The following is a 23770-nucleotide window of genomic DNA, read 5'->3' as shown; positions in this document are numbered from 1 at the left end:
GTTTATACGCTTTTAATTAATCAGTTTATTAAAAAACGCATACAACTCCCCTTTTGTAATAACACCACCTTGTTTAATAAGTGTAAACTTGTCTTTATTTCTATCTTCGGAGTATTCTTTTTTAGCTTGTAAAAAATGCACATTTTCATCCATTAAGTTTTCACGTAACCAGTTAAAACCATCTTTAGAAGTTAAATCTAATCCGTTTTTAAGCTGTACAGCAATCACATGCATATTATCTTCATTTAAAGAAAATAAATGCATTTGTTGTGGTGATATATGCTCAATATATTGGGCTTTGTTTAAAACACCTTCCCAAACCAAATCACTAAACACATCTAATTCTTGTTCTGCAACTTCTGGTTTGCTGGTTTTAATTTCATCCCACTCTGCAGCTGTTATGGTTTGTGTTGCTAAAAAGTTTATAAATTCTGGGTGCAATTCTTCAAATTGCTCTTTCGTAAGTCTAGAATACTTCATCAAAAAAAAGTTTTTTTGCTTCCGTGAAAACGGAAGTCTAATTATCATTCCCTTAAAAAGAGAATATTTATTATTATTTAAAATACCTACAAGGTTTTAAAAACCTCGCAGGGTAACTATATTATTGTTTATGCACTCCTAATGCTTTGGCTGCTGCAAAAGGTCTATCGGTTGCAAAAACATCTACGCCCATTTCTTGCCAAACGCTATAAGGTGCGTCGGCTTTAGATGCTGCTTGTTTATCTAGATTTCCTAAAGTACCCAAAATGGTTTTGATACCATGCGATTGTACTTTTTTATAGAATGCGGCTGGCGATAATCGTGTTCCTGTAAATGCCAACATATTTTCGGTAGGTATATTAGAATGTAATAACCAATCTAATTCTTTTTCATTTCTAGCCGAAACAGATAGTAACAACTCCGGAGCGGCTTTGTAAGCTTTTTGTGCTTGTTCCATATCATAAGTGATAATTAGACAAACATCTTCTGCCTTTTCTGCTCTAATCGCTTCTATTACGGTTTCTACAGAAACACTACGTTTGATATCTACCGTTAGAACTACATCATTCTTTTTTGCCCATTTTAAAACTTCTGTAAATAATGGAATTTTAAAAGTTGTTACATTTCCAAAATCGTCTTCCAAATAAAAAGCTTCTAATTGCGAATAGGTATAGTCGGTTAATTTTCCTGTTCCTGTCGACGTTCTATCTAGCGTATTATCATGTAATAATACCAATTGGTTGTCTTTGGTTTTTGCTACATCTATTTCAAAAATAGCCGTCGGAATACTTTGATACACATGTGCTATGGTTTCTATGGCGTTTTCAGGGTAGAAGGCAATACTTTTTCCACCACGATGCACACTTATTATTGGATCTGCATTGGGTTGGTATTTAAAAGCTTCCATTAAAGCGGACTTATTAATGGTTTCCTTAGCTGCTTCCGTTGGAATAGAAACATTAGCATTTTGGTTCTTGCAAGACACAAAGGCTATACAAAGGAATACGAAACATAGATGTTTTATAGATCGATTTCCGCGAAAGCGTTTAAATAAAAAAGTCATTAAAAATAATTTTAAATAGTTGTGTTAAAAAAAATGCGCCCCTTAAAAGGAGCGCAAATTTAAAAAATATATGTGACGTATGGACTAGAAAATGTATCTAACTCCAAATTGTGCTTGCCATCTGGATAATAAGCTACTGTCATAAGAAAAAGTTTCTTGTACGCCAGTAAATGTATAGGTTGGAACACCTGAACCATCTACATCTACACCTATTGGTTGTACCGATGTTGGTTGTTGTACAAGTCCCCAATCGCTACTAATTAAGTTTCCTACGTTTAATACATCGATACTTAATTGGATACTATTGGTTTTTTCGCCAGCTACTTTAAATTTATAATCTTGTAATATTTTAAGATCCCAACGACCTCTCCAAGGCGCTAATGCACCGTAACGCTCTACGTAATCTCCACGACGATCACTTAAATAATCATCTTGTTGAATGAAAGCTTCGTAAGCTTCTGCTTGTCCGGCACCCGAGAATTGCATTTGTTGTAATTCGGAACTTGTTGGTACATATAGTAAATCATTTAAATTGGATCCATCTCCATTTAAATCACCACCATAGGTGTAATTGAAACGTCCGCCTTGCGCATACTCAAAGAAAGTAGAAATGGTAGTGGACCATTTATCTTTTCCGTAGGTAAACTTTTTGCTAGCAACACCAATAAAACGATGCGTATCTCCGTATTTAGAATACGATAATACATCGTCATTTGCATTACCAACCACCGGATTAAAAGCAAAAGCATCCCCAGTAATTTCTGCTTCAATAGAGTTTACATCTTTCGCATTTAAATAATTATATGCTAAACTAGTATATAAACCATTACCGAATGTTTTTTGTCCTTTAGCTGTGAAATTCCAAATACGTCCTTTGTCTGAATTTGTAAATACATACGCGTTATTAATAACATCGCTAGAAGTATAGATTGGTCTAGTATCTCCTGGTGCATTTAAGGTTCCAGAAGGATCACGAATTCCCCAGTTTTGTACGTGTGCGCCATGAATATCTTTAGTATAAGAAATATCTCCTGTTGCTACAATACCATTTTCGAATCTGTAATCGGTTCCAATATTTGTTCGCCATACTTGTGGGAATTTAAAATCTGGATCTACTACTTGATAAAAGAATACTTCTGGATTTGCTATTTGATTTCCTAGCCAAACAAAAGGTAATCTACCTGTAAATATTCCTGTTCCTCCACGTACTTGAAAACTATTATCTCCTTTAACATCATAATTAAATCCTACTCTTGGAGAGAATAAAAGTTTGCTAGAAGGCATTTCGGTATTATCTAAAAACACCGATTCGCCGGTATTCGGATTTAGATATTCAATCCCTGGTGCATAACAACACGCTCTATCAATAACCTCTTGCGCTTTCTCAGCAGAATCGAAAAATAATGGTTTATCCATTCGTAAACCGTAGGTAAGTTTAAAGTTGTCGGTTACATTCCATTCGTCTTGTACATAAAAAGCAAGTTGACCAACGTTCGTTTCGGCTAAAGTCCATCCGCCAGCAACACCATCTCCATTCGCTTCTAAGCTATTATGTGCTGCGTTTGCTTGGTTGAATAAAGCTTGTAATTGTCCGGAATCTGCAAAGTTTTGAAAGTCTGCCATGGTTGTTGTTGGAAAGAAAACACCTTGCGCTCCATATGCTCCTAAGTTAAAGGAATTATCAAACTGAAATTTCTCGAAAGAGAATCCAACCGTATAGGTATGATCTCCTTTAAAAAAGTTTAAGTTATTAGAAAATTGAAAAACTTTTTGATCTAATTTATTGTTAATAGAGAATGGCTCATGTCCTGCAATAATATAGTTAGAACCATCTTTTGTAATGGTTACTGTTGGTGCTGGCGTGGAAAGCGGATTTCTAAAATCGTCAAAATGCGTGAAACCCATTTGGAATTTATTAGTTACATCTCCAGGTAAAGTGGAATTTAATTCTAATTGAACAGATCTTATTTTATTATTAATTTCATATCCTGTGTTTTCAAATTGTAGGGTATTGGTACTCGGACCTCTAAAACCTAACGCAGAGGGATGTGCAGGTTTTTCTTTCGAAGCATCTAAGAAATTATAAATAACAGCTAAACGGTTATTATCATTAATATTCCAATCGAATTTAACAATTCCTTTCGTCGAGTTAGAATTATAATTGAAACCTTCATAGCTACCTGGATTATATCCTATATCTAATAACGCATTTTGAACAATTAGTAAATCAGATTCTAAAACACGTGTTTCATTAATAGCGCCACTTCCTGTATTAGGAGCAAAACCAGCGGTACCTAAATCGGAACGTTCATCTTTTTCAAAGTTTGCAAAGAAGAATAATTTATTCTTTACAATTGGTCCGCCAATACTAATACCATATTGTTGTTGCTCTAAATCTGCTTGAATAACATCTTCTCCTTTAATTTTTCCACCAGTCATATCTTCATTTCTAGTAAAACCATATACGGTTCCGTGAAATTCATTCGATCCACTTTTGGTTACTGCATTCACTGCAGCACCAGTAAATCCGGATAAAGTAACATCATAAGGGGCTAATGAAACCTGTATTTGATCGATGGCATCTAAAGATATTGGTTGCGAATCTGTTTGTCCGCCAGGCGTTGCTGCATCTAATCCAAACGGATTATTAAAAACGGCGCCATCTAATGTGAAGTTATTAAATTGGTCATTTCTACCACCAAAAGAGTTACCAGAAGCTGAAGGCTCTAATCTTGTAAAATCGGATGCAGATCTAGAAATCGTTGGTAGCGATGTTAATTCTCGTCTTCCAACACTTGTTTCCGCTCCTGTTCTATCACTACTAAAAGTTCCAGAAGTGGATGTGGTAATAATTACTTCGTCTAATGAGGCTGTATCTGTAGCCATTACCGTGTCAATATTGGTTGTTTTACCTAAGGTTAAATAAACCTCATTAAATACTTGATCTTTAAATCCTACATAGGTTATGGTTACTTGATATGGTCCACCTACTCTTAGGTTTAGCAAATTGTAACGGCCATCTAAATTGGTTATGGCTCCGTACTTGGTACCAGTTGGTTGATGTACAGCAATAACATTTGCGCCAAATAAGGTTTGGCCTGTGTCTTCTAAAATAAGACCTTTAATGTTAGATGTAGTAACTTGAGCGAAACTCAGTACCGTAAATAACAAAAAGGCCATGGTTACATGTAGTTTTTTCATGGTTATTTTGGTTTTGATTAATTAATATGCATGCATAATATATCAAAAATACCACAAAAAAAACCACTCTAGATAGAGTGGTTTTAAATTTACTTATAATTTATTAACGTTTTGTTAACAAGAATTATAATATTTTAAGCTTGTGCAATAACTTCGAATTCTAAATCCACAGTTACTTCTCTGTGTAAACGGATAGAAGCATTATACTTTCCTAAACGTTTTACAGTAGTAACCGTAATGAATTTTTTATCAATTGCTTGACCTTCTTTTGTTAAAGCTTCTGCTACGTTAATGTTGTTAATAGATCCAAATAATTTGTCTCCAGAACCAACTTTAGCAGCTATTTTAATTTCTAATGCTTTAAGTGCATCTGCAACTTGGTTAGCATCATCAATAACTTTCTTTTCTTTAAATGCTCTTTGCTTTACATTTTCTGCTAATACTTTTTTTGCAGAAGATGTAGCTATAACAGCATTACCTGTAGGGATTAAAAAATTTCTACCATAACCGTTCTTAACCGTTACAATATCGTCTTTAAATCCTAAATTATCAACGTCTTGTTTTAATATAAGTTCCATTGTTATGAGTATTTTATTTTAATAAATCTGCCACATAAGGCATTAATGCTAAGTGACGTGCTCTTTTTACAGCAACAGACACTTTTCTTTGGTATTTTAATGAAGTTCCTGTTAAACGTCTTGGTAAAATTTTACCTTGCTCGTTTACAAAACCTAATAACCAGTCTGGATTCTTATAATCAACATATTTGATTCCAGATTTTTGAAAACGACAGTACTTTTTATTCTTGTTCGTTTCTATATTAAGAGGAGTTAAATATCTAATTTCTCCGTCTTTTTTTCCTTTAGATTGTTGTTCTATAGTACTTGCCATAATTATGCTTTTTGTTTTAGTTTAACTCTTCTTCTTTCTGCCCACGAAATCGCGTGCTTGTCTAAAGATACAGTTAAGTAACGCATAAAACGCTCATCACGTCTAAACTCTACTTCTAAAGGGTTAATTACTTCTCCATCTACTTGGAATTCGAATAAGTGGTAAAATCCACTTTTTTTGTTTTGAATTGGGTAAGCTAATTTCTTTAAGCCCCAATCTTCTTTGGATACCATCTTTGCTCCTTTAGAAACAAGAAAATCTTCGTATTTCTTTACTGTCTCCTTTATCTGTGTATCAGATAAAACGGGATTTAAGATGAAAACAGTTTCATAGTGATTCATAAAAATCTAATTTATTTGTTAAAATTGGGTGCAAAAGTAAGCCTTTTATTTAAATAGTACAACTAATTAGAAAACAAATTACAAGCAATTTGGAAATATTTTCAATTGTTAAAATTCTGTTAAAAGAATCATTTAGTCGGCGTTTTTTGGTTTTTAACCGAATTATTCGTACTATTGTCGATATCTTAACCGAATAAATAATAATGTTATGACTTTAAACTGTGTAGTAGTTGATGATTCAGCAATACAACGGCTGTCTATTGTAAAGTTAATAGAAAATCACTCTTCTCTTAATTTAATAGCAGAATATAGTAGTGCTCTTGAAACTAAAAATGGTTTAAATACGCACAAAGTAGATTTAATTTTCTTAGACATAGAAATGCCTGTGCTTAACGGATTTGAATTATTGGATGTATTAAATAATAAACCTCAGATTATTTTTGTGACTGGTAAAACAGAATATGCTTTTAAAGCATTTAATTATGATGCAACAGATTATTTGCAAAAACCAATTACAAAAGAAAGATTTAGTACTGCTGTCGATAAAGCTCTTGAACAGCATAAATTAAAATTAGACTTTAACGAAGCAGAAGGAGAACACATTTTTGTGAAAAGTAACCTTAAAAAACGTAAAGTATATATTAAGGACATTAAATGGATTGAAGCTCTTGGTGACTACGTAAAATTAGTAACCGAAGAAACAAGCCTTGTTGTTCTTTCTACAATGAAAGCTTTTGAACACGAATTACCAGAAGGTAAGTTTTTAAGAATTCATAAATCATATATTGTTAATCTAGATAAAGTAGATCGATTTAATAGCAAAAACGTTGAAGTTGGCGCTTATGAGATTCCTTTAAGTAGAAATAAGAAAACCCAACTTGTAGAAGCATTAAATAATAACTAACCAAAAATTATTTAGTATTAAAAAGTTCAGCATTTGCTGGGCTTTTTTTGTTTTACTCATTTATGGATAGAAAGGTTCTCCATACTAATTGCATGCCTCAAAAAGCATAAAATACTCTGGAAAAGACAAATCGTTTTTCAAATGTAAATGGGTTATTTTAATAATTATCCACATTCAAAATCACGCGAACCGATCTAAAATCTTTCACCGCATTAAAACTGGCATCTATTCGTAATATGGTTTCTTTTGTTTTTCCTAAAGCCTGCTTTTGCGGAATTTTCACTAAAATATTCTTGTGAAACTGATTTCTAATTCTAGATACTGGCGGAAACTCCGGCCCTAAAACAAAATCCCCAAAAACTTGTCGCAAGGATTTCGCATACCAATCTGCAGCCATATTTACGCGATTATAATCCTTATGCTTTAAAGTGATTTTTATTTGTCTAAAAATAGGAGGATACTTAAAAGTATACCTTTCATCCATTTGCTCTTTGTACATTCCAGCATAATCATTGGTAGATACTTGCTGTAAAATTTTATGATACGGATTATAGGTTTGTATTAATACTTTTCCTCGTTTTTCGGTACGTCCTGCTCTACCAGAAACCTGTAGCATCAATTGAAAACTACGTTCATGCGCTCTAAAATCTGGAAAATTCAACATATTATCGGCATTCATAATTCCTACAAGCCGCACATTTCTAAAATCCAATCCTTTGGTAAGCATTTGTGTACCCACCAAAATATCGACTTCCTGTTGCTCAAAAGACGTAATAATCTTTTCATACCCATATTTCCCTCGCGTGGTATCTAAATCCATTCTCCCCACTTTATAATCCGGAAACAACTCCTTCACCTCTACTTCTATCTGCTCGGTACCAAAACCTTTACTATCTAATGACGGACTCCCACAAGCCATACATTTTAGTAGCATGGCAGAATTATAACCACAATAATGACAACGCAACTGATTTCTATATTGATGATAGGTCAAACTCACATCACAATTAGGACATTGCGGCGCATTACCGCAGGTATTACATTCTACAATTGGCGAATATCCTCTTCTATTTTGAAACAGTATAATTTGCTGTCCGTCTTTTAAAGTTTCGTCCATTTCCTCTAGCAACCTATCGCTAAAATGGCCTTTCATTTTTTTACGTTTCTGCTTGTCTTTAATATCTACCAACTCAATTTCTGGCATCATGACATTATTATAACGCGTGGTTAATTCCACAAAACCATACTTATTTTGTTGTGCATTAAAAGAACTTTCCAAACTTGGCGTAGCAGAACCTAATAAGGTTTTTGCTTTAAAAATATTTGCTAAAACAACTGCTGCATCTCTTGCGTGATATCTTGGCGCAGGATCAAACTGTTTAAAAGATTGCTCGTGCTCTTCATCTACGATAATTAGCCCGAGATTACTGAATGGTAAAAATATAGAAGAACGTGCTCCTAATATGATTTGCGCTTTCGCGGAATTGTTCAGCAAATTTTGATAGACTTCTACGCGTTCATGAATCGAATACTTAGAATGAAACACAGAAACTTGCTCTCCAAAGTAATTCTGAAGCCTAGAAACTAACTGCGTAGTTAATGCTATCTCCGGAAGCAAATACAATACTTGCTCCCCTTTTGCCAAAGCTTCTTCAATAAGCTTGACATATATTTCCGTTTTCCCAGAAGAAGTTACACCGTGTAATAAAGTAACGCTATGTTTTTCAAAAGAAGTTTTCACTTCTTCTAAAGCTGTAATTTGATATTCGTTTAGTGCTTTGGAAGCTTCATTTTCTTCACCAGAATAATTAATTCTATCGGTTTGAATATGATATTCTTCTAGAATACCTTTATCTACTAATGTTTTTATAATGGATGAAGAAGCGCCACTTGCTTCCGTTAATTCGGTAACTTTTATTGGTTTCTTCGTTTTAGCGGTTAACATAAACAAAGTCATAATCACTTGTTTTTGTTTTGGCGCTCTACTTAATTCTTCTAATAAATTATGAAGTGCAGCTTCCGAAGTAAACGCTGTATGCAACTTTACATACCGCACATATTTAGGCTTATACTTTTCATAAATCTCTTCTTGTAAATGAATCGCTTCTTTTTCTAAAAGCCTTTTGATTACTGGAAGTACATTCTTTTTATCTAAAATACTTATGAGATCTTGAATCTTTAAGGAAGACTGATGATGCAAAGCTTCGTAAACCAAAAACTCATCATCTTTTAATTCGTCCTCTGCAATTACCTTATCGTTATTTTTACTAATAATCGTTTCGCTTTCTAGCAAAAATGCACTTGGTAAAGCGGCACGCATGACATCCCCTAAAGTACACATGTAGTATTTAGAAATCCACTGCCAAAACGTTAATTGTTGCGGATTAATTATTGGGGTCTCATCTAAAATTTGATGAATTTCTTTGGCTTCATATCCCAACGGTTTGTTGTTATGAATACTATGCACAAGCGCGGTGTACATTTTTGTTTTACCAAAAGGAACAGCCACACGCATTCCTACTTGTAGAAAAGATGCTTCTGCCTCTGTAATACTATAGGTAAATAGTTTTTCTAGAGGAACGGGAAGAATGACGTCTATATAATGCAATTGTTGTTGATATTAAATATTAAGAATTAAAATTATTCCAGAACACGAACCCAATATTGCGTAGCGTATAAAAAGGAAATATAACCACGTACTTCTAAAATATCAGGATCTTCGCTATCTAAAGCTAATCTACAGGTATACATTTTGCCTTTTTCTGGATCGAAAATGCTTCCGTTTTTATAATGTTTTCCTTCTTTAGTTAGATTTTTTATGACTTCAAGTCCTAGAACTGGCTTGTTATACTCTTCGCCTTCACAGGTGGTACAACGTGCATCTTTATCTTTATCTTTATCTTTAAGAAGTTCTATAATTTTACCGAAGACCTTTCCATCCTTTTTATAAATTTCGACAATAGATTTTGCTTCCCCGGTTTCGTCGTCTATTGTTTTCCATTTCCCGAAGATATCTTGTGCAGCAACAGAAAACGACAAGTAAAAGAAAAAAACAAATAAGATGCTTTTAGTCATTTCCGTTAATTTTTCGCAATCCGTTTAAAGAGGCATTTAACTCATAGCCTAACAATAAAATATTTGCATTTAACCACAAATAAAACATTAAGATTAATATGGCACCAATAGAACCATACAACTCATTATACTGTGCAAAATTATTGATATAAATACCAAAAAGATACGAGGTTAAAACAAATAATAAGGTAGTTAATATCGCTCCTACAGAAAAGAATTTAGAATCTTTTCCTTCTCTGGTTCCAAAATAATATAAGGTTGCCGTTGCTAAATAGGTCATTATTAAAAAGAATAAATATTTGGCGGCAACAATCCAAAACACATTAGAGTCTGCTTTAGTAAGTCCTTCTTCATTTAATTTATCAAAAAATGGTTGTAGCAAGTAAATCTCTACATAACCAAAGATAACTACGGTTAAAATCACCATAATTGCTAAAATTAAAGCGACACCTAAAGCATACAAATATTGCTTTATCACATTACGAGTAAGCTGCACATGATAGGAATTTTCAAATCCAGAAAACAGCGCATTTACGCCATTAGCCATTAAAAATATAGAAAGTAAAAATACAGAAGAAAGCAAACCTCCACGGCCTGTATTTATATTTTCGTAAATATTATCATCAAAAAACTCGGAGGTATTTGGAGGCAAAAAAGAGTTTAGAAAAGATATAAATTCTATTCTAAAATCGTCTATTGGTATATACGGAATCACAATAAGGACAAATAACAAAAACGGAAAAATGGCCATAAAAAAGCTAAATGCAATAGCACTTGCACGAGTTGCCAAAGTGCCTCTAGCAATACCAATTACATACAATTCTAACAAATCATAAATAGATAAACCCTCAAAACCCGGAAGTTTTATTTGCTTAAAAAGCTTTACCAATATATTTATTACTGGTAGTTTATCTAGTTTATCTTCTATTTTTTTGGTCATTAATTAGATCGGTTCGATTGTTGGATGATTGGGTTGTTGGATATAATATTTTGCATTCTTTAATACTTTTTACTTTTCCATATTAAACTTCTGCCTTCTGCCTAATTCACAGCCTTTAAGCTTAAATCCATATTATAAACAGAATGCGTTAATGCTCCAGAAGATATATAGTCTACGCCACATTCGGCATATTTTCTAACTGTTTTTTCATTGATTCCACCAGAACTTTCTGTTAGGCTTTTGTCTCCAATCAATTTGACTGCTTTTTTAGTGTCTTCATAATTAAAGTTATCAATCAAAATTCGATATACACCATCTGTTTTCAAGATTTCTTCAATTTCTTTTAAATCTCTAGCTTCCACTATAATTTTTAAATCTCTATTGGTTTCTTTTAGATAATTTTTTGTTTTTTCAATTGCTTTGGTTAGTCCGCCAGCAAAATCGATATGATTATCTTTAAGCATAATCATATCGTATAAAGCGAATCTGTGATTCTCTCCTCCTCCAATTTTTACCGCCCATTTTTCTAATGCACGAATTCCTGGAGTTGTTTTTCTGGTATCTAAAATTTTAGTTCCTGTACCATCCAATAGGTCTACAAACTGCTTGGTTTTTGTGGCAATTGCACTCATACGCTGCATGGCATTTAACACCAAACGCTCTGCTTTTAAGATCGATTGCGAAGCACCTTCCACATAAAAAACAATATCCCCATATTTCACTTTACTGCCATCTTCAATAAGTGTTTCTACTTTCAAGTCCTTATCCACATAAGCAAAAACTTGTTTTGCGAATGCTACGCCTGCAATAATACCTTCATCTTTAACTAAAAGTTTTGCTTTTCCTTGTGCTGTTGCAGGAATACACGCAAGTGAGCTATGATCACCATCTCCAACATCTTCTCTAATGGCATTGGCAATTATTAATTCTATTTCTGTATCCAATTGAGCTTTGCTTATCATAAAAAATTTCTTTGTGCTAAAATAACGATTGAAAATGGAAATATTCAAATTTATAAATTCCAAATTCTAAAAAACTTTATCTTTGCGACCTATGATGATTAAACTACTAGCCATTGGCAAAACAGACAACAAGCAATTACAAAGCTTAATAGATGATTACACAAAACGTCTAGGCTTTTATATTAAGTTTGAATTAGAGGTTATTCCGGATTTAAAAAAAGTTAAAAATCTAAGCGAGGAGCAGCAAAAACAAAAAGAAGGCGAGCTTATTTTAGGAAAGTTAAATGCAACCGATGTGTTGATTTTATTGGATGAAAACGGGAAACAATTAGACTCTGTTGGTTTTTCAAACTACTTACAAAAACACATGAATTCTGGTATCAAGCAATTGGTTTTTGTAATTGGCGGACCTTATGGTTTTAGTCCTGATGTATATCATAAAGCACAAGGAAAACTATCTTTATCAAAAATGACCTTTTCCCATCAAATGGTGCGTTTATTTGTAATCGAGCAATTATATAGAGGATTTACCATTTTAAAGAATGAGCCATATCATCACAGGTAAATCCTCTATAGAATAAAATTTAATGGGTAGAAAAAGTTTCTTTGCGTTTTTTAAGTTGTTTTTCTAAATCTTTAATGGTTTCACGTACGGCAACTTCATATTTCTTTTCATCGGAAGTAGCAAATACTCTTGGTCCTGGAAGGCTTAGTTCTATATCACAGATTTCTCCTTTGTTAGGATCTTTTTCGTTCTTTTTAAAACGAACGGTAGCACTAATTAAAAAGTCATATCTGTTAAATAATTTATCTAGTTTTTCTGTCGTAAAAGCGTTTAGCATCTCACTAACATCTACATCCACGTATTCAAAGTTTATAGTCATAATCTTAAGTATTTTATTTTTCGATTATTTAAAAATAAGACTTTTATAGATCATTAAAAATGATTTATATCATATTCTTTTAAAACCTCTTATTTTTTCTTCCTTTTTAACTTATAACCGATTGCTAATTTGGCGTTAGACAGATTAAAAAGGTATTTGTTATCATTATCAAAATCTGTGGCATAAAAACCGTTTCCATACGTTAAACTAGCATAGTATCGTTTATAACTATAGCCCAATCCCACATGAAAATCGATTTTATAAAGCATTGGATTTGATGGTCTGTAACTATCTTCTTCTAAGGTAATTTTCTTGTTTATTAATGCTATTCCAGGCATAAAATTAAAAGTAGCTGTAATATTTTCGGGAAGTTTAAAATACGAAACAAATCCGGCTAAAAGACCTAAAGCGCGACCATTATATCTTTTAATATTTGCTTCTTCATTATAGTATGCACTAGTATCTTCGGATAAAATAGTAGCATCTGCTGAAAAATAATCATACACCCCAAAAACACCAACTCCTCCGGTGATATACACATCTTTATTTCTCTTTTGTGGCAAGCCTGCTTTCAATTGCGAATATGAAAATGCCACATCATCAAAAGTGTACAAATAATTAATTCCGAAGGTTACCGAACGAATATCACTTCTAAAAACCGTTGGTACATCAAAATCATTTTTAACATTAAATCCTTTATAGGTTTGTATATATAAATTTACATAATGCTGCTGCTTTAAAATGGTAGTCCCTTGTAAATCAAACCGCTTTGTTTCTGCTTTATTAGGGTTTTTAATATTGAAAGCGATATCCAATATAAACTTTTCACTAGCCACTCCAAAACCTAAACCATATCTATTATTAGGCACAAACTTGGACTTGGAATCGCCATCTTTTATGCTGAATTTTTTTACTTTAAAATTAGAAAATAGTCGTATCGAATAATTTTCCAAATTACGATCTACTAGCATAGAATCTACATCTTCCAACGTTTGTGAACGCGCAGAAAAAAAAGAAAAACAAAAAAGAATGAGGAAAAATAACTTAGACATGAAAGTCTTTTTAAAAATATGTTGTTCTAACAAAGGAATATTAATTTACTTTTACAGAAGCTAAAATACATTAATTACCACGAACTATGCAACTTGTTTTCGCAACCAACAATTTAAATAAATTAAAAGAAGTACAATCTTTAATTCCGGAGCACATTAAACTTTTGGGTTTAAAAGATATTGGCTGTTTTGAAGAAGTACCAGAAACGCAAAATACGATAGAAGGTAATGCGGTTCAAAAAGCAGCTTACATTAAAAAACACTATGGTTACGATTGTTTTGCAGATGACACCGGATTAGAAGTGGAAGCTTTAAATAACGAGCCTGGCGTTTATTCTGCTAGATATGCGGGAGAACAGCGTAAGGATAACGATAATATGGATTTACTTTTATCAAATCTAAAAGACAAAACCAACAGACAAGCGCGATTTAAAACCGTTGTTGCTTTGCATCTAAACGGAAAACTAGAAACCTTTACAGGAATTTGTAAGGGTGCAATAACGCCTGAAAAACATGGCCAAAATGGTTTTGGTTATGACCCTATTTTTAAAGCGGAAGGATTTGATAAAACCTTTGCTGAAATTTCTATAGCAGAAAAAAACAAGGTTGGACACAGAGGAAAAGCCGTTAAGCAGCTTGTTGATTTTCTACAAAGCTTCCGTTAACTACTAATCCTGCTTACTTATAATATCTGCCAAGTAACTAGCATCTTTTGAAACACCTCCTAAAGTTGCCGATCCGCGTGTGTACATCCAAGGCAAACCAATAAAATATAAACCGTCAATATTACTGACACCCCTAAAATTTTTAGGATAGCTGTTTTCATCTAATTCTAAACCTTCAATCCATGTAAAGTTTGGACGATACCCTGTTGCCCAAATCACATTTTTAATGGTAGAAACTTTCGACTTTTCAAAAATAACATCTTCTTGTAATGCATCTTTAGTTCTTCCTTTGGTAATTACATTTTCTCTAGAAAGAATTTCTTTCACATCGGTACCAATAACGGGTTGTGAAAAATTACTGATCTTCTTCCCTATCCAACTATACTTATTATAACTTAAAAAACCAACAAGTGTAAACCACCACCATAAGGTTTTACCTAAAATTTGCTGTGGCAAGGATCGCACCGTAGTATCTCCAGAAAAATAAACAGTTCTGTTAGCATCTTTAGAAATTTCATTTAATATTTGATATCCAGAATCTCCTCCTCCAACTACCAAAGCATCTCCATCTTGTAATTGGTGTACTCCTTTATAATAATTGCTATGTAATTGTAATATACTTTTAGCTATTTTAGTATTACAAGGCGGTGTGTATGGAATATGAAATGGTCCTGTAGCAACAATAACATTTTTGGCTTGCAATTCGCCGTCTGTATACGTCACAAAAAAACCTTTATCCGTTTTTCTTACGGAAGTCGCCAAGGTATTCAGCTGTACCGGGATTTGGAAAGTTTCTACATATTTTTTAAAATATTCACTCACCTCTACTTTTGTAGGATAATGTCCTTTTGGAGCATCAAATTTCAAACCAGGCAAATGGTTGTATTCGGTTGGTGTAAATAATTTTAAAGAATCCCATCGATTTAACCAAGAAGCACCAATTTCGTTTTCACCATCTAGTACTACAAACTCCTTTTCTGATTTTTTTAAATGATACGCCATCGATAATCCTGCTTGCGCGCCACCAATTATAATATAATCTAACATGTATCTTCTTTAATATTTATACCTGTCAAAGGTAGAAACTTTTACACGGATTACTATAAAGGAAGGAATAAGATTGCATTCCCCTTTTCATTCCACGCATAAACACAAGGTAAGACCACTTAGATTAGTACGCTAAGAAATACGATTACTGCATGTTCCTTATTTTTTTCAAGGCGGAGTGGCTTTTCTTTTAATAAAAATAAAAAACGAAGTGGTTTGCGTTAACGATAGCAGTGGCATCCTTTTTTTGCTGCCGTATATGGCAAAAAAAGATAGAACGAATAGCGTGTTAAAACGCCCAAATAATTAATAAACAACATATCTAGTGTTTATATTAAATAAAAGAGTACCTTTGCAACTTGAAAAAACCATGTGGTTTGATTACTCCTCAGAGAGAGGATGTGTTACTAGAAGTTTTAGGTTAAGTATGTTCAATGCACTTCTATTCGTAACACCAAAATAGATTGACATTGAAATACATAAAACAAGAATGAGCACATTCCAAGATTTAGGTCTTAACGAAGAACTATTAAAAGGTATTACAGATTTAGGATTTGAAACACCGTCTGAAGTACAAGAAAAAGCAATCCCAATTTTATTAAACGAAGAGACAGATTTAGTTGCCTTAGCGCAAACTGGAACTGGTAAAACTGCAGCATTTGGTTTTCCAATGTTACAAAAAATAGACGTGGATAGTCGTACTACTCAAGGTTTAATACTTTCTCCTACTCGTGAACTTTGTTTGCAAATTGCAAATGAAATGAAAGCATACGGTAAATACTGTAAAGGCTTAAACGTTGTCGCTATTTATGGTGGATCTAGTATTACAGATCAAGCACGTGAAGTAAAGCGTGGCGCACAAGTTATTGTGGCTACTCCTGGTAGAATGAAAGACATGATAAAAAGGCGTTTGGTAGATATTACCAAAATACAATATGCCGTTTTAGATGAAGCAGATGAAATGCTTAACATGGGTTTCAAGGAAGATATTACAGATATTCTTTCTGGAACTCCTGATGATAAAAACACTTGGTTGTTCTCTGCAACTATGCCAAGAGAGGTAGCTACGATTGCAAAGAAATTTATGAACGACCCACAAGAAATTACGGTTGGTCATAAAAATCAAAGTACAGATACGGTTTCTCACGAATACTATTTAGTAAACGCTAGAGATCGTTACCAAGCATTAAAACGTTTAGCAGATGCTAATCCAGATATATTTTCAGTAATCTTTTGTAGAACGAAACGGGATACGCAAAAAGTTGCAGAAAACTTAATTGAAGATGGATATAGCGCTGGTGCATTACACGGTGATTTAAGTCAGAATCAACGTGATATTGTGATGAAACAATTTAGATCTCGTCAAATACAAATGCTTGTTGCAACAGATGTTGCTGCTCGTGGTATTGATGTAGATGATATTACACACGTAATTAACTACCAATTAAGTGATGAAATAGAAACGTATACGCACCGTTCTGGTAGAACTGGTCGTGCTGGTAAAACTGGTGTTTCTATGGTTATTGTTTCTAAAAGTGAAGTAAGACGTTTAAAAAGTATTGAACGTATTATTAACCAAAAATTTGAATTAAAAGAAATTCCTAACGGAATGGCTATTTGCGAAGTACAACTAATGTCTTTAGCAAATAAGATTCATAATACAGAAATCAATCACGAAATTGATAAGTATTTAGAAGATATTAATGGCTTATTTGAAGAAACAACTAAAGAAGAACTGATTAAAAAATTCTTCTCTGTAGAATTTACAAGATTCTTTAATTACTACCAAAAATCTAAAAACTTAAATGTTTCTGGACCAGCAGCAGGTAGTGATCGCGAAGGCGGAAGAAGTCAAGGTGGCGGAAGCGATTCTCGTTACTTTATTAATGTCGGTGAAAAAGATGGTTTTGACTGGATGAAGTTAAAAGACTTCTTAAAAGAAATATTAGAACTTGGTAGAGATGATGTATTTAAAGTAGATGTAAAAGAAAGCTTCTCCTTTTTTAATACGGAAAAAGAACACCAAGAAAAAATCATTGCATTCTTTACAGATTACAAACATGAAGGTCGTTTTGTTAATGTAGAAGTTAGCGAAAACCGCGGAGGCGGTGGCGGAAGAAATCGTGGTGGCGGAAGACGTGACGGCGGTGGAGGCGACAGAAGACGTGGTGGATCTGACAGACCAAGAGGTGGCGGAGAAAGACGTAGTTCTGGAAGAAGAAGTGAATCTGGAAGCGATTCTAGAAGAAGTGATTCTAATCGAGGAGATAGACGTAGTTCGGAAGGTTCTTCTTCTTCAAGAGGATCAGAATCTAGTAGAGATAAATCAGAATTTAAGACAACACATGCTAGACCAAAACGCTCTAGACGTTAAACCTTTTTGTTAATTTTAAGTCAAAATGTAAAGGTACTGCCATATTTATAAATATGTTTGTACCTTTATAAAACGACAAACACCATTATGAAGAATTGGTTTACCTTATTTATTTTATTATTCACCATAACATTTAGTCAGGCACAAGAAACGCCAACTAAAGTAATAGGTGTAGTAATTAATGCTGCCGATGATAACACTCTAGAAAGCGTAAATATTGTAAATCTTACTCAGGTAATTGGTACTACAACAAACGAAAAAGGAGAATTTGAACTTACCGCTAAAGTAAGTGACACGTTACACTTTTCGTATTTAGGTTTTAAATCTATAAAAGTAAAAGTTACCAATGACTGGTTAAAATACGGAAGCTCTAATATTGCTTTAACAGAACTTGCTTTAGCTTTAGAAGAAGTAGTAGTAAATCAATTTAAGCTTACTGGTTTCTTGGAAGTAGATATTAAAAACATCCCGAAAAACAACAATTACAGATACGCTATTTCTGGTTTACCTAGCACAGGTTACGAAGCAGGAAACAGCTCACCAAGTGCTGTAACCAAAGTATTAGGTGCTATTTTTAATCCTGCAGACTTTTTATTCCGCATGTTTGGTAGACAACCTAACGAGATGCGTAAGTTGAAAAAGATGAAGCAAGATGACGAAATACGAAGTTTACTTGCTACGCGTTTTGACAGAGAAATGCTGATGGCTTTACTGCAAGTAAACAAAGTAGATTTAGATGAAATTGTAAGTCAGTGTAATTATTCTAAGGAATTTATTAACTCTGCTAACGATCTTCAAGTACTAGATGCTATTAGCGAATGTTATGAAGAATATAAAGTTTTAAGCAGAAGTAGATCTGGAAAGTTTTAGAACGATTTAATTATATATATAAAGCGTAATCATTTATTTGGTTACGCTTTTTTTGTGTTCTAAATGTGCTGATAAATATCCTAAACCCCATTTTATTAACTCCTCTTTCTTCAAATGCAAAAAAGCATTTAAATTCATTCTCCTCTTAAAATTAGAGGAGAGCTGCTTCATTAGTATAATTATACTAAAGAACCTGCTCCTCTCTTTAGCTAAAGAGAGGTGGATTTATTGAAAATAAATTTGGAGAGTTTGACCTAAAATGCAAAGCTATTTTGATATCCACAACACTATTTTATTAACTCCTCTTTCTTCAAATGCAAAAAAGCATTTAAATTCATTCTCCTCTTAAAATTAGAGGAAAACTGCTTCATTAGTATAATTATACTAAAGAACCTGCTCCTCTCTTTAGCTAAAGAGAGGTGGATTTATTGCAAATAAATTTGGAGAGTTTGACCTAAAATGCGAAGCTATTTTGATATCCACAACACTATTTTATTAACTCCTCTTTCTTCAAATGCGAAAAGCATTTAAATTCATTCTCCTCTTAAAATAAGAGGAGAGCTGTTTCATTAGTATAATTATACTAAAGACCCTGCTCCTCTCTTTAGCTAAAGAGAGGTGGATTTATTGAAAATAAATTCGGAGAGTTTGACCTAAAATGCAAAGCTATTTTTATATCCAAAACACTACTCTTTTAACTCCTCTTTCTTCAAATGCGAAAAGCATTTAAATTTATTTCTCCCCTTAAAATAAGAGGAGAGCTACTTTGTTAGTATAATCACAATACAAAACCTGCTCCTCTCTTTAGCTAAAGAGAGGTGGATTTATTGCAAATAAATTTGGAGAGTTTGACCTAAAAGGCGAAGCTATTTTGATATCCACAACACTATTTTATTAACTCCTCTTTCTTCAAATGCGAAAAGCATTTAAATTCATTCTCCTCTTAAAATAAGAGGAGAGCTGCTTAGTTAGTATAATTAGAATAAATTAGGAGCGTTTGACCTAAAATGCGAAGCTATTTTATAATACTAAATAATTCCACAAACAGATTGCTTCGTGCCTCGCAATGACACTATTGATTCTCTTCATAATAACGCCCTACAATCTGATCATAGCTTTTAATGGTTTTCTTCACCCAATCCAATCGTTTTTCATTTTGTTCTTCTTCGGTAAGTTGCCAAGCAATAGCACTTCGTCGTAATTTAGCAGTTACATCTTGTAAAACAATAGCTGCACTTACAGATATATTTAAACTTTCGGTAAAACCTACCATTGGTATTTTTAAATAGCTATCTGCAGCATCCATAACTTCCTGGCTTAATCCTTCCGTTTCTCTTCCAAAGAAAAAACAAGACTTCTTCGTAAAATCAAAATCTTGCAATTCACAATCGTTAGTATGTGGCGTAGTTGCCACAATTTGATAGCCGTTCTCTTTTACAGCTGCAATACAATCTTTAATAGAATGAAACCGATTTAAATCTACCCATTTCTGTGCTCCCATTGCAATTTCTCGATCTATCGTTTTGCTATTCACCTCTTCTACAATATTCACTTCTTGTATCCCAAAAACATCACAGCTACGCATTACCGCACTGGTATTGTGTAATTGGTATACATCTTCTGTAGCAACCGTAAAATGCTTAGTACGTTGTTTAATCACCTTACTAAACTTGTTTCTACGATTTTCGGTTAAATAGGTTTCTAGATATTCTAGGAGTTTTATGTCTGTCATAATTCAAAAATAGGAAATGTCATTACGAGGAACAAAGTGACGTGGAAATCTTTTTAAATAAAGTTGTAAAACATATAGATAAACTCCGTAAATTTTGAAATGAAATCTACTTCGCAATGCTACTAATTTAGTAATTTTATAAAATGAAACACATTGTAGTATTAACAGGCGCTGGCATAAGTGCCGAAAGCGGTATTAAAACCTTTCGCGATGCCGATGGTTTATGGGAAGGTCACGACGTTATGGAAGTGGCATCCCCGCAAGGATTTTTAAACAATCCGGAATTGGTTCTAGATTTTTACAACCAACGTAGAAAACAACTTTTAGAAGTACAACCTAACCAAGCACATTTGGATCTAGCTACTTTAGAAAAAAACTACCAAGTTTCTATCATTACGCAAAATGTCGATGATTTGCACGAACGTGCTGGAAGTACTAGCGTAATTCATTTGCACGGCGAATTATTAAAAGCGCGAAGTATCTTTAACAAAACCAATATTCAAGATTGGAAAACCGATTTAATACTTGGTGATTTGGATGCCAAAGGACACCAAATGCGACCACATATTGTTTGGTTTGGTGAAGCGGTACCTATGATGGAAAAAGCAGTAGCGATTTGCGAAACAGCAGATATATTAATAATTATAGGCACCAGTATGCAAGTCTATCCTGCTGCGAGCTTAATGCATTATGTGCCAGAAAATACAGCAACCTATTTTATAGATCCGAAACCGGCTATAGGTAATAATAAGCATCTAACGGTGATTGCAAAACCTGCAACGATTGGTGTAAAAGAAGTCATTGGCTTGTTGCAAGACTAGTTTTAGTCTTCCGATTCCTCATAATCTGTTTTACGCTTTATTCTACGTTTGATGACAAAGAATAAAACAGCAAAAATGAAAGCGATTAAAGCGCCCCAAAAAGTTAGGAATTTCTCCCAAATGATCTCTAAAAGTACTTGTATACGTGTAGAAATTTCCTTTTTGGTGTCTACAGCTACAATAACAGATAGCGTTTTGGATGTTTTAGGAACAAATTCGCCACTACAATTGCTATCCCTAAATATTTCAACATTAGCACTTACTTTATAGGTACCTGCTCTTTTGGGTTTTAATAAAAAACGAACATCCGATCCACTTGGGTGTATTTTATAGCATTTTTCATCGGTGAGATATACTATTTCAAAATCCGAATCGGATGCCACTGGCGTTATTTTAGCATAGCTACCTATGTTAGAAGGAACTGTTGTTTCGTCTTGCACCATACCGTCAGAAAAGAATGGTTTTATTTTAGAAGCACCAATCCATACTTGCATCATTCCTGTTTCGTTCTTATTTATAGCACCATCTACAGATAACACCACTTTATAATCCTCTGGCTTAATCGCACTCGCAACCTGCAGCTCTTCAAAAACTTCTTCTACAACATCCTTTACTGGAGATCCTGTTGTGCTCTTCACAGTACTATTGGTATTTTTAACTGGGTTTTGCACTGCTCCTCCCGCCTTTATTACTACTTCTTCTGTGGCAGACTCTACAGGATATCCAATAGGGTTTTCGGTTGCATCTGTAACGGTTTCCCATGGATCTTCGATTTTCTTCACAGAATCTCTAATGGCTTCAACTGCTTCAGCAGCATTTTCTAAAACATCTCTTGGAGCATTATTTTTTGCTGTTTCTCGACATGAAGTGAACGAAACACTTAATACCAACAATAGCGCGACACTTACTAATAACTTGTTCATTTCTAATGATTTCTTGAAATAATTATTTCCTAAAAAGGAGGACTTTACGAATTGCTATTAATACGTATATAATTAATTATAAGAGAGTTAACGAAGTTAGTTCTTTTTTCTTATAAAGTCAAATAGCCTTAATTATTCAAAAATAGTAGCTGTTCTATATCTTAAAATGCGTTATTTATTTCTATCCAATAACCATCCGGATCTTGAAAGTAGACTTGTTGCACACCATCTTTTCGAACATAATCTTTACTTGTGGTTCCAAGCCAGTCGCTATAATCGACGCGCAAAGTATTTAAGTGCTGTATAAATGCATCTATATCGGCTATCGCTAAAGCAAAATGAACCGCCTTATTGGTCTTTACTTCCTCCTTTGGTCTAGGAATAATATGTAATTGTTTGCCTTCTCCTAAAGCTAGCCATCGTGTTTTAGAATTGGAAGCGGTATTCTCCACCTCTTTTAGTTGCAGTACTTTCTGGTAAAATGCCATCGACTTGTCGACATCCTTTACCGAAATTGCGATGTGATTAAATGAAAATGTAAACATGTTTTAATGTATAAAATAATGGTCCGTTGTTTTTTTTCGATGCTTCGGAAGGCATAAAAATCGCATATACTTTAGAATTCTTTAGGGTATCTGGTTTATACCGGAATGCTTTCTAACTTCTTGTTTCCATCGGAAGCATAATCCTTCCGAAATAAAAATACTTCCAGAAAACCAGCGGCGTTAGCAACTCCCTTTTGCATAAAAGATTTCAAATTCGTTTTAAACGATTAGAAAGCCATTATTTTTAGCTTTCATCAAACTTTGTTTTTTTATGCTCCATTGCTTTTTCCCAGCCGCTAGGAAAAAGACCGTGGTCATTTTCGGTAATCTGCTCCATGATATGCTTTACACGTTGTTGCATTTTTATTGGTAATGTGTAAAATGCTTTATCGACTTGTGTTTTTCTATCATAATCGGATATGGCATTCTGATGTCTTATTACTATTTCTTTTCCTTGGTAATACATGCGTATTCTTATTCTTCCATCCATGGCATCATTCGGCGCAAAAGTGCCATAAATAAGTATGGGATCTACCCTACCATCTTGGTCATAATCGGCTATTTCAAAATACTTGGTCCAATGCGAAATAGAATATTCATCCTTGCTTGGTAGAATAGCATCTTTCACCGTCCATTGCAGATTAAAAACGCCCGCTTTGTATGTATAACAAGAGGCTTTAATCCTATCAAAACATGCTGCTCGCTCTTCACAGGCAATTTTATTTCTAGTCATCACGATAAAGTGTTTTCCTGCTTTATCGTTAAACTCATAAATTCTATAAATAGCGTAATCTATTTGTAATTGCTCTTTAATACTAGCAGTAAAAATGGTATTTATTTCCTTTTCATCCAGCTGTTTACTGGTTACAGTAGCATTTTGCGCAAAGGTTACTTTGCAGAGAAAAAGAAGTAGGATGCTGATGAAGATGCGTCTATTCATTTTTGAAGGATTATCAAGGTATTTGGTTATTTATTACCAAAGTTAGCAAATACAAATGGA

The 23770-nt window shown here is 33.6% G+C and carries 23 protein-coding genes; 6 read left to right on the top strand and 17 right to left on the bottom strand.

What is annotated here, in order from left to right:
- Window positions 1-12: 12 nt before the first annotated feature.
- From ACVCZW_RS07235 to rpsF, 6 genes are all read right to left on the bottom strand, one after another.
- Complete coding sequence (locus ACVCZW_RS07235; protein WP_452228432.1) at window positions 13-480, bottom strand: DUF6495 family protein; 468 nt, start codon at window positions 478-480, stop codon at window positions 13-15.
- A 121-nt stretch (window positions 481-601) separates the two neighbouring features.
- A complete protein-coding gene (locus ACVCZW_RS07230; RefSeq protein WP_452232048.1) occupies window positions 602-1543 on the bottom strand; it encodes a glycerophosphodiester phosphodiesterase family protein in 942 nt (313 codons plus the stop codon).
- Window positions 1544-1627: 84 nt separating this feature from the next.
- A complete protein-coding gene (locus ACVCZW_RS07225; protein ID WP_452232047.1) occupies window positions 1628-4744 on the bottom strand; it encodes a TonB-dependent receptor in 3117 nt (1038 codons plus the stop codon).
- Window positions 4745-4878: 134 nt separating this feature from the next.
- Window positions 4879-5322, bottom strand: a complete 444-nt coding sequence (gene rplI, locus ACVCZW_RS07220) for a 50S ribosomal protein L9 (protein WP_452228429.1) — start codon at window positions 5320-5322, stop codon at window positions 4879-4881.
- A 13-nt stretch (window positions 5323-5335) separates the two neighbouring features.
- Window positions 5336-5635 (bottom strand): 30S ribosomal protein S18, encoded by a 300-nt coding sequence (gene rpsR, locus ACVCZW_RS07215; protein ID WP_055442298.1) that lies wholly within the window; start codon window positions 5633-5635, stop codon window positions 5336-5338.
- A 2-nt stretch (window positions 5636-5637) separates the two neighbouring features.
- Window positions 5638-5976, bottom strand: a complete 339-nt coding sequence (gene rpsF / locus ACVCZW_RS07210; protein ID WP_452228428.1) for a 30S ribosomal protein S6 — start codon at window positions 5974-5976, stop codon at window positions 5638-5640.
- 208 nt (window positions 5977-6184) lie between these two features.
- Here rpsF and ACVCZW_RS07205 point away from each other — a divergent pair, with 208 nt between their 5' ends.
- Window positions 6185-6880 carry a LytR/AlgR family response regulator transcription factor gene (locus tag ACVCZW_RS07205; protein ID WP_055442300.1) on the top strand — a complete coding sequence of 232 codons (696 nt, stop codon included), beginning with the start codon at window positions 6185-6187 and terminating at the stop codon, window positions 6878-6880.
- Window positions 6881-7037: 157 nt separating this feature from the next.
- Here the strand turns inward: ACVCZW_RS07205 and priA are convergent, their stop codons facing one another.
- The 4 genes from priA to nadC all read right to left on the bottom strand — a co-directional run bounded on the left by priA (window position 7038) and on the right by nadC (window position 11857).
- Window positions 7038-9488 carry a replication restart helicase PriA gene (gene priA, locus ACVCZW_RS07200; RefSeq protein ID WP_452228427.1) on the bottom strand — a complete coding sequence of 817 codons (2451 nt, stop codon included), beginning with the start codon at window positions 9486-9488 and terminating at the stop codon, window positions 7038-7040.
- Between the two features lie 32 nt (window positions 9489-9520).
- Window positions 9521-9955 (bottom strand): DUF2147 domain-containing protein, encoded by a 435-nt coding sequence (locus tag ACVCZW_RS07195; protein ID WP_452232046.1) that lies wholly within the window; start codon window positions 9953-9955, stop codon window positions 9521-9523.
- A complete protein-coding gene (locus ACVCZW_RS07190) occupies window positions 9948-10895 on the bottom strand; it encodes a YihY/virulence factor BrkB family protein (RefSeq protein WP_452228425.1) in 948 nt (315 codons plus the stop codon). The genes ACVCZW_RS07195 and ACVCZW_RS07190 overlap by 8 nt, the downstream gene beginning before the upstream one ends.
- Before the next feature lie 101 nt (window positions 10896-10996).
- On the bottom strand, window positions 10997-11857 hold the full coding sequence (nadC, locus tag ACVCZW_RS07185) for a carboxylating nicotinate-nucleotide diphosphorylase (protein ID WP_452232045.1): 861 nt from the start codon (window positions 11855-11857) through the stop codon (window positions 10997-10999).
- Window positions 11858-11948: 91 nt separating this feature from the next.
- Here nadC and rlmH point away from each other — a divergent pair, with 91 nt between their 5' ends.
- Window positions 11949-12422 (top strand): 23S rRNA (pseudouridine(1915)-N(3))-methyltransferase RlmH, encoded by a 474-nt coding sequence (rlmH, locus tag ACVCZW_RS07180; RefSeq protein WP_452228423.1) that lies wholly within the window; start codon window positions 11949-11951, stop codon window positions 12420-12422.
- A 19-nt stretch (window positions 12423-12441) separates the two neighbouring features.
- Here rlmH and hpf read toward each other — a convergent pair whose 3' ends face one another.
- Both hpf and ACVCZW_RS07170 read right to left on the bottom strand, forming a co-directional pair.
- Window positions 12442-12741, bottom strand: coding sequence for a ribosome hibernation-promoting factor, HPF/YfiA family (gene hpf, locus ACVCZW_RS07175; protein ID WP_452228422.1), 300 nt, complete (start codon window positions 12739-12741; stop codon window positions 12442-12444).
- An 89-nt stretch (window positions 12742-12830) separates the two neighbouring features.
- Window positions 12831-13793 carry a DUF4421 family protein gene (locus ACVCZW_RS07170; protein WP_452232044.1) on the bottom strand — a complete coding sequence of 321 codons (963 nt, stop codon included), beginning with the start codon at window positions 13791-13793 and terminating at the stop codon, window positions 12831-12833.
- 86 nt (window positions 13794-13879) lie between these two features.
- Between ACVCZW_RS07170 and ACVCZW_RS07165 the strand changes: the two genes are divergently transcribed.
- Window positions 13880-14458, top strand: coding sequence for a non-canonical purine NTP diphosphatase (locus ACVCZW_RS07165; RefSeq protein WP_452228420.1), 579 nt, complete (start codon window positions 13880-13882; stop codon window positions 14456-14458).
- Window positions 14459-14461: 3 nt separating this feature from the next.
- Here the strand turns inward: ACVCZW_RS07165 and ACVCZW_RS07160 are convergent, their stop codons facing one another.
- Window positions 14462-15505, bottom strand: a complete 1044-nt coding sequence (locus ACVCZW_RS07160) for a flavin-containing monooxygenase (protein WP_452228419.1) — start codon at window positions 15503-15505, stop codon at window positions 14462-14464.
- 490 nt (window positions 15506-15995) lie between these two features.
- On the opposite strand from ACVCZW_RS07160, the gene ACVCZW_RS07155 reads away from it, so the two are divergent.
- Together ACVCZW_RS07155 and ACVCZW_RS07150 are read left to right on the top strand one after the other, a co-directional pair.
- Window positions 15996-17879 carry a DEAD/DEAH box helicase gene (locus ACVCZW_RS07155; RefSeq protein ID WP_452232043.1) on the top strand — a complete coding sequence of 628 codons (1884 nt, stop codon included), beginning with the start codon at window positions 15996-15998 and terminating at the stop codon, window positions 17877-17879.
- 87 nt (window positions 17880-17966) lie between these two features.
- Window positions 17967-18749: a carboxypeptidase-like regulatory domain-containing protein gene (locus tag ACVCZW_RS07150; protein ID WP_452228417.1), complete on the top strand. Its 783-nt coding sequence runs from the start codon at window positions 17967-17969 to the stop codon at window positions 18747-18749.
- Window positions 18750-19821: 1072 nt separating this feature from the next.
- Here the strand turns inward: ACVCZW_RS07150 and ACVCZW_RS07145 are convergent.
- Window positions 19822-20481, bottom strand: a complete 660-nt coding sequence (locus tag ACVCZW_RS07145) for a TrmH family RNA methyltransferase (protein WP_452229459.1) — start codon at window positions 20479-20481, stop codon at window positions 19822-19824.
- Between the two features lie 143 nt (window positions 20482-20624).
- On the opposite strand from ACVCZW_RS07145, the gene ACVCZW_RS07140 reads away from it, so the two are divergent.
- Window positions 20625-21302, top strand: a complete 678-nt coding sequence (locus ACVCZW_RS07140) for an SIR2 family NAD-dependent protein deacylase (RefSeq protein ID WP_452232042.1) — start codon at window positions 20625-20627, stop codon at window positions 21300-21302.
- Between the two features lie 2 nt (window positions 21303-21304).
- On the opposite strand, the gene ACVCZW_RS07135 is transcribed toward ACVCZW_RS07140, so the two are convergent.
- From ACVCZW_RS07135 to ACVCZW_RS07125, 3 genes are all read right to left on the bottom strand, one after another.
- Window positions 21305-22225: a hypothetical protein gene (locus ACVCZW_RS07135; protein WP_452232041.1), complete on the bottom strand. Its 921-nt coding sequence runs from the start codon at window positions 22223-22225 to the stop codon at window positions 21305-21307.
- A 161-nt stretch (window positions 22226-22386) separates the two neighbouring features.
- Complete coding sequence (locus ACVCZW_RS07130; RefSeq protein WP_452232040.1) at window positions 22387-22770, bottom strand: VOC family protein; 384 nt, start codon at window positions 22768-22770, stop codon at window positions 22387-22389.
- Between the two features lie 244 nt (window positions 22771-23014).
- Entirely contained in the window at window positions 23015-23710 is a 696-nt protein-coding gene (locus ACVCZW_RS07125) for a M949_RS01915 family surface polysaccharide biosynthesis protein (RefSeq protein ID WP_452232039.1), read from the bottom strand.
- Window positions 23711-23770 lie beyond the last annotated feature (60 nt).

Source organism: Lacinutrix sp. MEBiC02595 (assembly GCF_053601555.1).
This window is presented reverse-complemented; position numbering and strand designations above follow the sequence as displayed.